Origin of the sequence: Mesorhizobium sp. B2-3-4 (assembly GCF_006442315.1) — a bacterium.
Classification (GTDB): domain Bacteria; phylum Pseudomonadota; class Alphaproteobacteria; order Rhizobiales; family Rhizobiaceae; genus Mesorhizobium.
Genome location: NZ_VFVY01000008.1, coordinates 96,434 through 111,061 on the forward strand (window position 1 = coordinate 96,434; position 14,628 = coordinate 111,061).

Below are 14,628 nucleotides of genomic sequence, written 5' to 3' on the forward strand. Positions count from 1 at the left end.
CTCAGGTCGGATCCTCACGATGCAGGTCGTGAATGGTGACGCCGTCGGCATTGGTCGGCAGCATCAGCCACTTCTTGTGACGCAGCGTGCGCTCGGTGTCCTCGAGGCCCATCTCCCAATGCTCGCGCATCGACGTGCCGGAAAACTCGTAGTCCTTGGCGTGGCCTTCATAGCCTTTGTGCTGGTAGATCAGGTGGACGATGTTGACGACGCCGGCGTTGGAATAGTCGGCGATAAGCTCTCTCTCGCCTTCCTTGAGCTGCTCCGGCGGCACGCGCTTCAGCGCATCGAGCAGCTTCATCTTCAGCGCGTGGATGCGCTCGAAATTGTCTGTGTTCTGCCGCGTGCGGCTGGAATACATGATGTCCTTGTGGCGCGACAGAACGTCGGCCATGCCGCGCGGCAGCACGCCGCGGGCACTGAACAGGTCGACCTGGAAGACCAGCGAGGAACGGTCCTCTTCCTGGTCGAGCAGATATTGCAGCGGCGTGTTGGAAACGATGCCGCCATCCCAGTAATATTCGCCTTCGATGCGGATCGACGGGAAGGCCGGCGGCAGGGCGCCGCTCGCCATGATGTGCTCCGGTCCGATGCGCACCTTCTCGGTGTCGAAATAGACGAAGTTGCCGGTCCGGACATTGACCGCGCCGACGCTCAGCCGCTTTTTGCCGTCGTTCAGCACGTCGAAATCGATCAGGCTCTCCAGCGTGTCCTTCAACTCGGCGGTGTCATAGAAGCTGGTGGCGCCATCGGCGCCGGAGAGCTGGAACCAGGGGTTGGGATTGCGCGGCTTGAAGAAGCCAGGCTGGCCCATCGTCATCGTCATCAACGACGAGGTCTGGTTGCGTATATCGCGGTAGATGTCGCCCTCGGGCGTATAGGACCAGATCTTGCGCCCGGAGATCGTCTGCCAGAACTGTTCCAGCCGCTGCAGCCGTCGGCTCGGCTCGTTGCCGGCAATGATCGAGGCGTTGATGGCGCCAATCGAGACGCCGGAAAGCCAGGTCGGCTCGCAGCCGGCATCGGCCAGCGCCTGATAGACCCCTGCCTGATAGGCTCCGAGCGCGCCACCGCCCTGGAAGACTAGCGCGATACGGTCGTACTGCGCCGTGATTTCCTCGATGGTGGCGGCGGCTGCCTTGTTGCGGGTACGCTCAAGCACTGACTTTCTCCTGGTGGGAGGCGGCGAAGTGGCTGTTGTCGGCAAGGTAGTCGTGGACCACCTCGCCCATGCCCAGCGTCAGATCTGCCTTGAAGTGAACGGCCGATACGATGTCGAGCACGGGCAGCTTCGCCACGTCGGCCATGACATGGGGCCGCAGGTCGAGCGCTGCCGGCGCCGTCCAGGCTTCCTTGAGCGTGATGTCGGTGAGGTAATAGCGGACCAGTTCGCAAATGCGCGGGGTGCCGTCGACATGCGGAATGATCTTGATCAGGAAATTGGGAGCGGCGAGCGAAGCGAGCACGGAATCGTGATCGGCTTCGCGGTGCTTGTAGCCCATCGTGCCGGTTGCGCAAAGCACGCTGCCATAGTGCAGGGTGCCGACGACCACTTCGCCCTCATGGACGATCTTGGGGCTGGCGAGCTTTTTGGGAAAGCCCCACAGCTCGCGGCCGCCGGCGATCGGTGCGTCGTCGTCGAGATACATGGAATGGACATAGCCGCCGTGCTGGCCCTTGTAGCGCACGGGGATGACCTGACCGGTCTCGGTGTAGTCGCCGAAGCCGGTGGAGTCCGGCATGCGGATGAACTCGTACTTGACCAGCGGCTCATCGATCTCCAGCGGCGCCGGCACTACCGCTTCGAGCGCCTCGCGCGTCGTCCGGTAGGTGATGATGACGTATTCGCGGTCGAAGAAACGATAAGGGCCCGGCGGGAAGGAGGGATTGGTGAGCGGCATCGCATAGGCGCGCTTCACGACATCGGCGATTTCCATCCAGGTGCCCCCAACGGTTCGAAAATGACCCCGCGCGAATGCGCTGGCAAATATGTTGCATGGCAGCATGACAATGCCGTGTCACCTCGAAGACGCCTGTTCACGGACGCGGCAAAGGCCGTCGCAGGGCTGTAATCGAGCCGACATATGGCCGTGGCATTGTCTTGTTGCGCCGCACAAACTATCTGCCTCAACTGTCCCTCCCACCTCTCGCGAGATCTCCCCATGGGTTCCCTGTCTTCGAAGAATGCGCTTGTCACCGGCTCGACCAGCGGCATCGGGCTTGCAATCGCCCGCGCCTTTGCCGCTGAGGGCGCCAACGTCACCATCAACGGCCTGGGCGACGCCGCCGCCATCGAGCAGGAGCGCGCCGGCATCGAGAAGGATTTCGGCGTCAAGTGCCGCTACTCCGACGCCAATATGATGGACGGCGCGGCGGTCACCGCGATGATCCATGACGCCGAGGCCGCGTTCGGCAGCCTCGACATACTGGTCAACAATGCCGGCATCCAGCATGTCGCGCCGATCGAGGAGTTTCCCGACGACAAGTGGGAAGCCATCATCCGCATCAACCTGCTTGCCGCCTTCTACGCCATCAAGGCCGTGGTGCCCGGCATGAAGAGCCGCAAATGGGGCCGCATCATCAACACGGCCTCGGCGCATGCGCTGGTCGCCTCGCCGTTCAAGTCGGCCTATGTCTCGGCCAAGCATGGCATAGCAGGCCTGACCAAGACGGTGGCGCTGGAAGTGGCGCAGAACGGCATCACCGTGAATGCGATCGCGCCCGGCTATGTCTGGACGCCGCTGGCCGAGAAGCAGATTCCCGACACCATGAAGGCGCGCGGCATGACCGAGGAGCAGGTCAAGCACGACGTGCTGCTGGCCGCGCAACCGACCAAGGAATTCGTCACCGTCGAAGAACTCGCGGCCCTGGCATTGTTCCTGTGCTCGGACGCGGCCAAGCAGATCACCGGCACGACCTTGCCGATGGACGGCGGCTGGACCGCGCAGTAGAGCTGTCGAGCATAAAGCGTTCCGGGCCGGCGCCAGGAGCGCCGGCAGGAGGGCAACGCGCGCAATCCATGAAAATCATCCAGCTCTCCGATCCGCATCTGATGACGCCGGGCGGTCTTCTCTACGGGTCCGATCCGCGCGCCCGGCTGGAGGCCTGCCTGGCGGATATCGGCAGGAACCATGCCGATGCCGATCTGGTGGTGATCTCAGGCGACCTGACCAATGATGGCGAGCGTGCCGCCTATGCCGCGTTGCGGGAAGCGCTGGCAGGGTTCGCGCCGCCTTGCCGGCTGATGCTCGGCAACCACGACGACAGGACGCTTTTTCTGGAAATGTTCCCGCAGGCGCCGGCCGAACAAGGGTTCGTCCAGGGGGTCTTTGATGGCAGCGACGGCCGTGTGATCCTGCTCGACACGCTGGACAGCGGCCATGTCGAGGGCAGGCTGTGCGCTGACCGGCTCGCCTGGCTGGATGATAAGCTGCGGGAAGCGCGCGGCCGGCCGGTCTTCCTCTTCATGCATCATCCGCCGTTCCGCATCCACATGCCGGTACTCGACGAGGTCAGGCTCGCCGACGCCGACGCCTTCCACGACATCCTGCGGCGCCACGGCAATGTCGGCCACATCTTCGCCGGCCACGTCCACAGGCTGATCGCCGGCAGCTGGCGCGGCATACCGGTCAGCACGCTGCGCAGCACCAACCATCAGAGTGCGCTCGATTTTTCGGACAGCTGGAGACTGGGCCATGAGCCGCCCGCCTATGCCGTGATCTTCATCGATGCCGATGGCGTGGTGGTGCATTTCCACGATTTCCTCGTCGCCGGATAATGCACGGGACGCTGGCAGGATCAGGACGCCAACGCTGTTCCCGATCACGGGGCGGCTGTCGCAAGTGTGATCCGATACCCGTATCATCGCCGCGAAAAATTCTTACCGATTTGTAAGGTCATGGGTTAGAACCGCTTTGGGCTTCAGGCGGGGTTGCTATGTTGGCTATGATTTTTCGCGTATCGCGCGGTCCTTTGCTGCTGGTCGCCGGCCTTGTCCTGGCGATGTGCGCGCAGGCGCAAGCAGTCGAATTCCAGACAATCACGATCAAGGTCGGTTACGGCCCAGGCGGGGGCTATGACCAGACATCGCGGCTGATCGCCCGCCATCTCGGCCGGTTCCTACCGGGCCATCCGGATATTGTCGTCCAGAACGTGCCCGGAGGCGGCAGCCTCAAGCTCACCAAGATGGTGCTGGGCAGCGAGCCGGCGGACGGAAGCGTCATCGCCTCGGTCAGCGAAGCCATGTCCTATGCCCCGGTGCTCGATCCCCAGAACGCGAATTTCGATCCGCTTGCCCTGCAATGGATCGGTTCGCTCGTCAACGAGCCGGCCTACTGCATGACGAGCAAGGGCTCCGGCATCGACACGATGGACAAGTTCCTGCAGTCCGATTTCCTGGTCGGGGCGACCGGCAAGAGCAGCGTGACCTATATTTTCGCGGCGCTGGTCAAGAACGGGCTGAAGGCGAAGTTCAAGATCGTCACCGGCTTTGACGGCACAGCCGATATCGAACTGGCGATGCAGCGCGGCGAAATTGCCGGCATGTGCGGCGTTTCCAGCTACAACACCTCCGGAAGCCGCGACGCGCTCAATCTCATCGGAACATTCGGGTCAGGACCGGCCGTCGGCGGGGAGAAGCTTGAACGGTTCAGCGACAAGATCGAGGATATCAAGGTCCGGGAGGCGGCCACGCTCATCGAGACGACCTTGCAGTTCCATCACCCGCTGGTTGTGCCGCCGGGCACACCCAAGGAGACGGTCGAGGCGCTTCGCAAGGGATATATGGAAATGGTGAAGGATCCGGCGTTCCTCGCCGATATCGGCAAGCTCAGTGAAATGGCCGTCAACGCCACCAGTGGCGAGGATATAAGCCGGCTTGTGTCGCAGCAGTTGAAGGTTGGTCCGGATGTGTTCGAGACCGCCAGAAATCTGGTGAAGTAGATTTCCGGCGAGGCTCAAGGGTGGATCTGATCCTCACCGCCTTCGTCGAGATGGCCCAGCCGTTTCGCATGCTGATGCTGGTGACCGGTGTTTTCGTCGGCCTCGTCGTCGGCGTCGTCCCGGGCATCGGCGGGCTGTTCGCCATGGCCCTGCTGATCCCGATGACCTACAATATGGACGCCTATGCCGCCTTCGCGCTGCTGCTGGGCATGGGGTCGGTCAACACCACTTCCGACACGATCCCCGCGATCCTGTTCGGGGTTCCGGGCTCGGTCGGCGCCGCGGCAACGGTGCTGGACGGCCACGCCATGGCCAAGAAGGGCGAAGCCGCGCGCGCCTTCGGAGCGTCCTATTCCGCTTCGATGATCGGCGGCGTGTTCGGTGCGCTGGTGCTTGCGGCGGCTATTCCCGTGATGCGGCCGCTTGTCCTCTATCTGAAGACGCCGGACTTCTTCGCCATCTGCGCCTTCGGCCTCTCCATCGTGGCAATGCTGGCCGGGAGCCAGCCCTTGAAGGGGCTGGCGGCGGCCATGTTCGGCATGCTCGCCTCCTTTGTCGGCATCGACAAGATCGCCGGTATCGACCGGTGGACCTTCGGCCAGATCTATCTCTGGGACGGCCTGCCGGTCGCGTTGGTGTTTCTCGGCCTGTTCGGCTTGCCTGAACTCGCCTCGCTCCTGTTGCGCGGCTCCATCCAGGGTAATGCGGAGCGGCCGACCTATGCCGGCATGTGGCAAGGCATCAGGGACACGCTGCGGGAATGGCCTCTGGTGCTGCGATGCAGCAGCATCGGCTCGCTGCTTGGCGCGGTTCCGGGCGTCGGCATCGCGGTGCTGGACTGGATTGCCTATGGCTATGCGGCGCGCCGCCCCGGCTCCGGGCCGAAGTTCGGCGAGGGCAATGTCAGGGGCGTCATCGCACCCGAAAGCGCCAACAATGCCAAGGAAGGCGGCTCGCTCATTCCGACCATTGCCTTCGGCGTGCCGGGTTCGGCCTCGATGAGTATCCTGCTCGGCGCCTTTGTCGTTCACGGACTGGTCCCTGGCCCCGATATGCTGGGCAAGAATGCCGCGCTGACGATGTCGATGGTGTTCAGCATCGCCGTGGCGAACATAGTGGGCGCGGTAACCTGCCTTGTGCTGACCCGGCCGCTGGCGCGCGTGGCGCAGGTTTCGGCCGCCATACTGGTGCCGCTGGTGGTGACCTTCATCGTCGTTGGCGCTTACCAGACCAATATGAGTGCCTTCGACTTCGCACTGGTCATCGGCGTCGGCGCCGTCGGCATGGCGATGAAGGAACTCAACTGGCCGCGCTCGGCCTTTTCTCTGGGCTTCGTTCTCGGCCCGAGTCTGGAGAACTACTTCTTTCTTGCCTACCAGATTTCCGGCTGGTCCTGGCTTGCCCAGCCGCTGGTGCTCATCCTGCTCGGACTGGCCGTGGTCGGTGTCATCAGGCAGACGCTGTCGTGGATCAGGGCCAGAAATCCCGGCGGGCCGCTGCCGCCGGCGCTGCCCGACATCGCCGCAGGCACCGCGATGACATTGCTGGCGCTCGCGGCATTGGTGACGGCCGCGACCGGCTTTCCCTTCGAGGCAGCCATCTTCCCGATCATCACGGCGGGATTGCTGCTGGCTTTTTCGCTGGTGACGACAGTGCGGACGACGCTGCGGTGGCGAAGGCGGGGCATGCCCTCCGCATCCGCGCCCGATATGGCACCGGGCGAATGGTCGCCGGCCTCGGAACCCACCATGAGAGGCAATCTTGCGATCATCGGCCTTTGCCTCGCCTTGGCCCTTCTCATCCTGCTGGTCGGCCACCTGGCGGCGACCTTCATCTTCGTGGCCGGCAGCATCATGGTGCTCGGCGCGAAGTCGTGGCGGCCACCGCTGGTGATCGCCGCCGCCGCGACCGCCTTTGTCTATTCGGTTTTCGATATGCTGGCGTCGCAGCCCTGGCCGACACCTTGGCTCGCCGGTATCGGAAGGATTTTCTAGAGCATTTCACCGTTTCACGGAAACGGCGAACTACTCTAACTCTTTGTTTTGACGCAATTCCGGACGAAAAACCGTTTCACACTTTTCCTGGAATTGCTCTAAGGACCTGTCCGCGCCAGCGTTTCGACCAGCTGGCGGCGCAGCAGCTTGCCGTTGCTGCTGTAAGGCAGCGACGCGACGAGCCGTATCTCGCGCGGCCGCCGGTCGGGCGCGATGTTGGCGCGCATGAAGGCCTGGAATTCCTCGACCGTCCCGCGGTCGGAGACGATGAACGCGGCGATTTCCTGCCCCATGGTCTCGTCCGGAAAGCCGGCCACGGCGACGTCCTGCACCTTGGCATGGGTGCGGATCAGTTTTTCCAGTTCCTGCGGCGCAACGTTGACGCCGCCGCGAACGATCATGTCGGACTCCCGATCTACGATCGTGACAAATCCGTCGGCGTCCACAAATCCGATGTCGCCGGGAATGCCCCAGTCGGAGCCCATGATCTTGGGATCGACGAAAAGGCGATTGCCTGGAATCAGAACCGCGGATGCCATGGTCGGTGTCCGGGCCCTGATCAGTCCGCGCTCACCTTGTGGCAGCACGTCTCCGTTCGCGTCGAGGATCTCGACCTGCACGCCGGTCACCGGACGGCCGGCGCTTTCGGGCTTTGCCAGAATATCCGCGCCCGACAGTGAGGATATGATGCCGGTGAGGCTCGAGGAATAGCTTATCCGGTATCCAGGCGAGAGATAACGATAGGCGGCGATCTTGTCGTCGCCCCTGGCCGGTCCGCCCACGCTGTAAAGAACGGAAAGTTGCGGAAACAGATGGGTCGCGCGTTCGCCGACTTCCTTGACCATCCGGGCAATGACCGATGGTGCCAACGCGGTGCCGCTTGCCTGGAACGAGAGCAGCGCCTCGATGAGCTCCGAGGGGGTGAACAAGGGAGGGAAGAAGCGGACGATGCCCCCGTAAAGCAGATAGCCGAAGACCTGGTGTCGCATTGCCGAGTAAGACAGGGCCATCGGCGTCAGGAATCGCTTGGCGGTTCCCTCCACCACGCCCCGACGCGCCGCAATGCGCCTGGCGAGCGCCTCGTGCGATTGTGTATAGGCCTTGGGATCGCCGGTGGTGCCGGATGAGAAGATCAGGAAAGCTGGATTGGCATCGCTCATCGAAGCGTCCGCATCGAAACCCGGCGCCGAAGAGGCCGTTTTCCAGCCGGCGTCGAAGAGGGCGTGGGGATAGACCTCGTCGCCGGGCATGGCACGGCTTTCGAAAACCACCTTCAAGCCGAAGTCGCGGGCCTGCCTGGCACGCTGGCTTCCTGGGGTTCGAAAATCGATGACGACCGGTGTGGCGCCAATTTTCCAGCAGGCAAGGATGGACAGCACCACGTCGATGTTGTCGACCATGGCGAACCCGACGCGGTCGCCCGGCCCGACGCCCGATGCGCCGAAATTGGCGGCAAGATGCCTGCTCTGGGTCAGCGCCTGCGCATAGGTGATCTGCCACCGGTCGCCGACCATCGCGACCTTGTCGCCATGAGAGGCGAAGGCTTCCAATATCTGCCGGCCAAAACTCATTGCTTGTGCTGGATCTCGCGCGTCGCCGCGTGCCTCTCGTCGAGGAATGCAAGAATTTCCGCGTCGATCGCGTCCATGTTGGCCTTGCGGAATTTGTTGTGCGTGCCCGGCATGACGACCGTCTTCACGCTGGCCTTGTCGGATGCCCAGCCCTTGTAGTCCCTCACCGTCGTGGCCCCCCATTCCGAACTGGCGAGGATGAGGATGTCGCAGGGATAGGACGAGGGCACGAAGCCTGCAGCAGCCTTGAGCAGCGCGCTCTTATAGGCTTTCTTGCGCAGGTGCCGGCCCAGACGGGTCTGTCCGAGGCCGGCCGTCTTCAGTGTGTCCCGCAACAGGCGCCAGTAGATGACTTTTCGCGCGATGTTGCGGCGACGGCTCTCGGTCAGTCGATCGTCGGGCATCGGCTTCAGCCACGCCGAGCCCGGGGACGGCGGATCGATGAGCACGATCGCCGGCCGCTTGCCGGTCGCCTCATGGCTCAGCCGGCCGACCTCGATCGCCAGCAGGCCGCCAACGCATATGCCGCCGATGACTTCTGGATGCCTGCCCGTCACCGAGGTCAGGGCTTCAAAATAGTTGGTGCCGATTTCGGCCATGGTGGAATAAGGCGTCTCGCCGGGTTCCGTGCCCATGCCGCGCACGGCCATGACCGCGTATTTCTCCTTCAGGCGCCTGCTGAAGCGATTGGCGAACAGGGCCGAGCCGGTGATGCCGTGGATCATCGCGATCGGCTCCTGGCCGATACTGCCGGACACCGGAACGATCAGCTCACGAGCCGGATGCTCCGGCACCAGCGACGCGATCAGCCGTCCGAATTCGCGCGGTGTTTGCGCTTCGAGCAGGACGGAGGTCTGCAATTTGACGCCGAACCGCTTCTGCACCGCAAGCACCAAAGTCTCCGCCATCAGCGAATCACCGCCGAGATCGAAGAAATTATCGTCGAGGCCGACTGCCGGTACCTTCAATTCCGCGGCAAAAATGCCGGCGATCGCATGGGCCGGTCCATCGCCGGGCAGCGGCACAGGTCTGATCAGTTGCTGGACGTTCATCGGAAAGCCCCTAACCGATGTATGTTCACTGCCAACGCTTTTACGCAGGGTGAGGGCTCCTAACAAGTGTCCTGTGCGCCAGGCGAGGAGACGCTCGCGAACCGCCGTTGCGTGCCGTCTCGTCACGGCAGTCGGGAATTGCGCGGTTTGCCGGCTCTCCAACGTCCGTTTTCGTGCCGACGCACGCTCAGCGAAAGTGCTGCAAAAGCGCACAGATTTGGACATTAGTCTTGACAGAAATACAGATGTTCAATACCCGTCAAGCACTTGAACAAGCCTGCAATGTGGGAGGAATGAGCGGTATGGCTTCCAATATTTCGTTGACGGGCCTTGCCCGCGATCTCCATGAACGCGGCAAGTCGGGCAAGCCCATCCGTATCGGCCTGATCGGCTCCGGCGAAATGGGAACCGACATCGTCACCCGCGTCGCCCATATGTCCGGCATCGAGATCGGCGCCATTTCCGAGCTGAACCTGCCCGCCGCCAGCAAGGCGGTGGACATCGCCTTCCAGGAAACCGGGCACGCGCGCGAAGTGTCGAACGCCTCGGCGATGACGGCTGCCATGGAGGCCGGCAAGGTGGCGGTCACCAACGATGCCAGCCTGGTCATCAACAATGACCTCATCGACGTCGTCATCGACGCCACCGGCGTTCCGGCCGTGGGCGCCGAGATCGGCCTGCGCGCCATGGAGCATGGCAAGCACCTGGTGATGATGAATGTCGAGGCCGACGTCACCATCGGCGCCTATCTGAAGAGCGAGGCCGACCGGTTGGGCGTGACCTATTCGCTCGGCGCCGGCGACGAGCCGTCCTCCTGCATGGAACTGATCGAGTTCGTCTCGGCGATGGGCCATCCGATCGTCGCGGCGGGCAAGGGCAAGAACAATCCGCTCAACATCGACGCCACGCCGCCCGCCTATGAAGAAGAAGCCAGGCGCCGGCACATGAATGTGCGCATGCTGGTCGAGTTCGTCGACGGCTCCAAGACCATGGTCGAGATGGCCGCGATCGCCAACGCCACCGGCCTGGTGCCCGACAAGGCGGGCATGCATGGCCCGGCGGCGACGCTTGGCGAGCTGAACAAGGTGCTGGTGCCGCAGAAGGATGGCGGCGTGCTGTCGAAGGTCGGCGTCGTCGACTATTCGATCGGCAAGGGCGTCGCGCCCGGCGTCTTCGTCGTCGCCGACATGTCGCATCCGCGCGTTTCGGAGCGCATGGAAGATTTGAAGATGGGCAAGGGCCCTTACTTCACCTTCCACCGCCCCTACCACCTGACGTCGCTCGAAGTGCCGCTGACCTGCGCCCGCGTCGTGCTCTACGGCAAGGCCGACATGGTGCCGCTGGCCAAGCCCGTGGCCGAAGTCGCCGCCGTGGCCAAGAAGGACATGCAGCCCGGCGAGAAGCTCGACGCGATCGGCGAATATTGCTACCGCGCCTGGATCATGACCGCGCCGGAAGCGCATGCCGCCAGGGCCATTCCCTGCGGGCTGCTGCAGGGCGGTTCGGTGACAGCGCCGATCAAGAAGGGTGAACTTATCACCTACGCCAATGCCGCGCCGGCACCAGGCTCGAAGATCGCCGAATTGCGCGCCCGCCAGGACAAGCTCGTCTACGGCGCGGTGGAGGCTTGATCATGGCCACAGCCAGCAAAGCCGTCGCGGACAGCCGCGCCAACCTGCCTTTCGTCTATCGCCAGTACAGCGCCGAGCAGCTCAAGCAGGTGCTCTACAAGATGTACCTCATCCGCCGCTTCGAAGAGGGCGCGGAGGAAAGCTACATGCGCGGCCTCATCCACGGCACCATGCACCTGTCGATCGGTCAGGAAGCCAGCGCCATGGGCATCTGCATGCCGCTGGCCGAGGATGACCAGATCACCTCGACCCACCGCGGCCACGGCCACTGCATCGCCAAGGGCGCCGAGGTCAAGCGCATGTTCGCCGAGTTCTTCGGCAAGACCACGGGCTATTGCAAGGGCCGTGGCGGTTCGATGCACATCGCCGATGTCGCCAAGGGCAATCTCGGCGCCAACGGCATCGTCGGCGGCGGCATTCCGATCGCGGTTGGTGCGGCACTCTCCTCCAAGATGATGAAGACCGGCAAGGTCGTGGTCTCCTTCTTCGGCGATGGCGCCAACAATGAAGGCGCCTTCCACGAGGCGCTCAACATGGCGGCGGTGTGGAAGCTACCGGTCATCTTCGTGTGCGAGAACAATGGCTACGGCATGTCGACGTCGACGGCCCGGTCGACCGCGGTGAAGAACATCGCCGATCGCGCCGCCGCCTATTCGATGCCGGGCGTTATCGTCAACGGCAACATCTTCTCCGAAGTCGCCGAGGCTTCGCACAAGGCTGTCGAACGGGCGCGGGCGGGCGAGGGACCGACGCTGATCGAATCCAAGACCTACCGCCATCGCGGCCATTCCAAGAGCGACCGCAACCGCTATCGCACAAAGGAGGAGATCGAGGACTGGATGTCGAACCGCGACCCGATCACGCTCTTTGAGAGCGAGCTCAGGGAATTCGGCTTCATCGACGACAAGGGCATAGAGGCCATTCGCGAGGCGGTGGCGAAGGAAATCGCCGACGGCATCGAATTCGCCAAGGCGAGCCCGTCGCCCGATGTCAGCGAGACCGGAAATTATGTTTACACGGAGCAGGCGTGATGGACGCGATGGTGCGTGAACTGAGCTACGCCCAGGCGATCCAGGAAGCCATGGCGATCGCCATGGACATGGACGAGCGCGTCTTCCTGATGGGCGAGGACATCGGCGTTTACGGCGGCGCCTTCCAGGTGACCGGCGACCTGGTCGATCGCTATGGGGCCGACCGGGTTCTGGACACGCCGATCTCGGAGCTGGGCGGCGCCGGCGTCGCGGTGGGTGCGGCGGTCACCGGCATGCGGCCGATCTTCGAGTTCCAGTTCTCCGACTTCGCCACGCTGGCCATGGAGCAGATCGTCAACCAGGCGGCGAAGATGCGCTTCATGCTGGGTGGGGAGGTTTCCGTGCCCGTGGTGATGCGGTTTCCCGCCGGCTCCGGCACGGGTGCGGCCGCGCAGCACAGCCAGAGCCTGGAAGCCTGGCTCGGCCATGTGCCGGGCCTGAAGGTCATCCAGCCGGCGACGCCTTACGATGCCAAGGGCATGCTGCTGGCCGCCGTCGCCGATCCCGATCCGGTGATGATCTTCGAACACAAACTGCTCTACAAGGCGAAGGGCCCGGTGCCCGAGGGCTACTACACCGTGCCGATCGGAAAGGCCGACATCCGCCGCGAGGGACGGGACCTCACCATCGTCGCCACCTCGATCATGGTGCAGAAGGCGCTCGACGCCGCGGCAGCGCTGGAAGCCGAAGGCATCGACGTCGAAGTCGTCGACCTCAGGACCATCCGGCCGATGGACAAGCAGACCGTCATCGACAGCGTCAAGAAGACGTCGCGGCTGATGTGCGTCTACGAAGCGGTCAAGACGCTGGGCATCGGCGCCGAGGTCAGCGCCATGATCGCCGAAAGCGAGGCGTTCGACTATCTCGACGCGCCGATCGTGCGCCTGGGCGGTGCGGAAACGCCGATCCCCTACAATCCGGAGCTCGAAAAGGCGACCGTGCCGCAGGTTCCCGGCATCATCGTCGCCGCGCGCGACCTCGTGAAAGGGGTTCGCTGATCCATGCCGACCGAAGTCATTCTTCCCAAGGTCGACATGGACATGGCGACCGGCCAGATTTCGCGCTGGTTCGCCACGGAAGGCCAGCAGGTCAAGAAGGGCGACGTGCTGTTCGAGATCGAGACCGACAAGGCGGCTATGGAGATCGACGCTCCGGCCAGCGGCATCTTGCGCGACGTGACCGGCAAGGAAGGCGTCGACATCGCGGTCGGCGCGCCCGTCGCCTGGATTTATGCCGATGGCGAGGTCTATGGGGATAAGGCGCCGATCTCCCCCCTCGTGGGGGAGATGTCGGCGAGGCCGACAGAGGGGGACGCTGTCCCGCCGACCTCTCAGCGCGAGGCGTCCCCCTCTGCCCTGCCGGGCATCTCCCCCGCCAGGGGGGAGATCGACCCGTCGTCAGCCGGCAGACGCGCGACACCGCTGGCTCGCCGTCTGGCGCGCGAGGCGGGCCTGATCCTTTCAGCCATCTCAGGCACAGGGCCGCATGGCCGCGTGGTCAAGGCGGATATCGACGCGGCGGTTGCTGGCGGTGCCAAAGCTGAACCCGCAGCCAAGGCGCCCGCTGAGGTTCCAACGAGCACCGCATCCGCCCCTGCCGTGAAGGCAATGTCGGACGATCAGGTGCTGAAACTGTTCGAGGCAGGCTCCTACGAGCTCGTGCCGCACGACAATATGCGCAAGACCATCGCGTGCCGCCTGGTCGAAGCGAAGTCGACGATCCCGCATTTCTACCTGACGCTCGACTGCGAGCTCGACGCGCTGCTGGCGCTGCGCTCGCAGCTCAATGTGGCCGCGCCGATGAAGAAGACCGACAAGGGCGATGCACCGGTCTATAAGCTGTCGGTGAACGACATGGTGATCAAGGCCATGGCGATGGCCCTGAAGGCGGTGCCGGACGCCAATGCGTCCTGGACCGAGAGCGCCATGGTCAAGCACAGGCATGCCGATGTCGGCGTTGCCGTGTCGATCCCCGGCGGGCTGATCACGCCGATCATCCGCAAAGCCGACGAAAAGACGCTGTCCACCATTTCCAACGAGATGAAAGACCTGGCGAGCCGCGCCCGCAGCCGCAAGCTGAAGCCGGAAGAGTATCAGGGCGGCACGACGGCCGTCTCCAATCTCGGCATGTTTAGCATCAAGGACTTTGCCGCCGTCATCAACCCGCCGCATGCGACGATCCTGGCGGTCGGTGCCGGCGAGGAGCGGGCGGTGGTCAAGAACGGCGAGATCAAGATCGCCACCGTGATGTCGGTGACGCTGTCGACCGATCACCGCGCCGTCGACGGAGCGCTGGGTGCCGAACTGCTGGTCGCCTTCAAGAACCTCATTGAAAATCCGATGGGCATGCTCGTCTAGCCATCAGGCACGGGCCGGCGCCAGTGATGCGCCGGCTCATGATATAAACGA

The 14,628-nt window shown here is 63.7% G+C and carries 12 protein-coding genes; 8 read left to right on the forward strand and 4 right to left on the reverse strand.

Annotated elements, in window-relative coordinates:
- Position 1: 1 nt before the first annotated feature.
- On the reverse strand, positions 2-1,162 hold the full coding sequence (locus FJ967_RS14285; protein ID WP_140732466.1) for a patatin-like phospholipase family protein: 1,161 nt from the start codon (positions 1,160-1,162) through the stop codon (positions 2-4).
- The gene (locus tag FJ967_RS14290; RefSeq protein ID WP_140732467.1) at positions 1,155-1,937 is read right to left on the reverse strand and encodes an acetoacetate decarboxylase; all 783 of its coding nucleotides are present in this window, start codon (positions 1,935-1,937) and stop codon (positions 1,155-1,157) included. The genes FJ967_RS14285 and FJ967_RS14290 overlap by 8 nt, the downstream gene beginning before the upstream one ends.
- A gap of 225 nt (positions 1,938-2,162) precedes the next feature.
- Between FJ967_RS14290 and FJ967_RS14295 the strand changes: the two genes are divergently transcribed.
- The 4 genes from FJ967_RS14295 (at position 2,163) to FJ967_RS14310 (ending at position 6,935) form a co-directional block, all read left to right on the forward strand.
- A complete protein-coding gene (locus FJ967_RS14295; protein WP_140732468.1) occupies positions 2,163-2,951 on the forward strand; it encodes a 3-hydroxybutyrate dehydrogenase in 789 nt (262 codons plus the stop codon).
- 68 nt (positions 2,952-3,019) lie between these two features.
- A complete protein-coding gene (locus FJ967_RS14300) occupies positions 3,020-3,778 on the forward strand; it encodes a phosphodiesterase (protein ID WP_140732469.1) in 759 nt (252 codons plus the stop codon).
- 158 nt (positions 3,779-3,936) lie between these two features.
- Positions 3,937-4,941, forward strand: coding sequence for a hypothetical protein (locus tag FJ967_RS14305; RefSeq protein WP_246675274.1), 1,005 nt, complete (start codon positions 3,937-3,939; stop codon positions 4,939-4,941).
- Positions 4,942-4,961: 20 nt separating this feature from the next.
- Complete coding sequence (locus FJ967_RS14310) at positions 4,962-6,935, forward strand: tripartite tricarboxylate transporter permease (RefSeq protein WP_140732470.1); 1,974 nt, start codon at positions 4,962-4,964, stop codon at positions 6,933-6,935.
- Between the two features lie 98 nt (positions 6,936-7,033).
- On the opposite strand, the gene FJ967_RS14315 is transcribed toward FJ967_RS14310, so the two are convergent.
- Positions 7,034-8,506 carry a class I adenylate-forming enzyme family protein gene (locus tag FJ967_RS14315; protein ID WP_140732471.1) on the reverse strand — a complete coding sequence of 491 codons (1,473 nt, stop codon included), beginning with the start codon at positions 8,504-8,506 and terminating at the stop codon, positions 7,034-7,036.
- On the reverse strand, positions 8,503-9,558 hold the full coding sequence (locus tag FJ967_RS14320; protein WP_140732472.1) for an acyl carrier protein: 1,056 nt from the start codon (positions 9,556-9,558) through the stop codon (positions 8,503-8,505). The genes FJ967_RS14315 and FJ967_RS14320 overlap by 4 nt, the downstream gene beginning before the upstream one ends.
- Before the next feature lie 302 nt (positions 9,559-9,860).
- On the opposite strand from FJ967_RS14320, the gene FJ967_RS14325 reads away from it, so the two are divergent.
- The 4 genes from FJ967_RS14325 to FJ967_RS14340 are packed head-to-tail and all read left to right on the forward strand — an operon-like array spanning position 9,861 to position 14,577.
- Positions 9,861-11,189, forward strand: a complete 1,329-nt coding sequence (locus tag FJ967_RS14325) for an NAD(P)H-dependent oxidoreductase (RefSeq protein ID WP_140732473.1) — start codon at positions 9,861-9,863, stop codon at positions 11,187-11,189.
- 2 nt (positions 11,190-11,191) lie between these two features.
- Entirely contained in the window at positions 11,192-12,220 is a 1,029-nt protein-coding gene (locus FJ967_RS14330) for a thiamine pyrophosphate-dependent dehydrogenase E1 component subunit alpha (protein WP_140732474.1), read from the forward strand.
- Positions 12,220-13,218, forward strand: coding sequence for an alpha-ketoacid dehydrogenase subunit beta (locus tag FJ967_RS14335; protein WP_140732624.1), 999 nt, complete (start codon positions 12,220-12,222; stop codon positions 13,216-13,218). The genes FJ967_RS14330 and FJ967_RS14335 overlap by 1 nt, the downstream gene beginning before the upstream one ends.
- A 3-nt stretch (positions 13,219-13,221) precedes the next feature.
- Entirely contained in the window at positions 13,222-14,577 is a 1,356-nt protein-coding gene (locus tag FJ967_RS14340) for a pyruvate dehydrogenase complex dihydrolipoamide acetyltransferase (protein ID WP_140732475.1), read from the forward strand.
- Positions 14,578-14,628 lie beyond the last annotated feature (51 nt).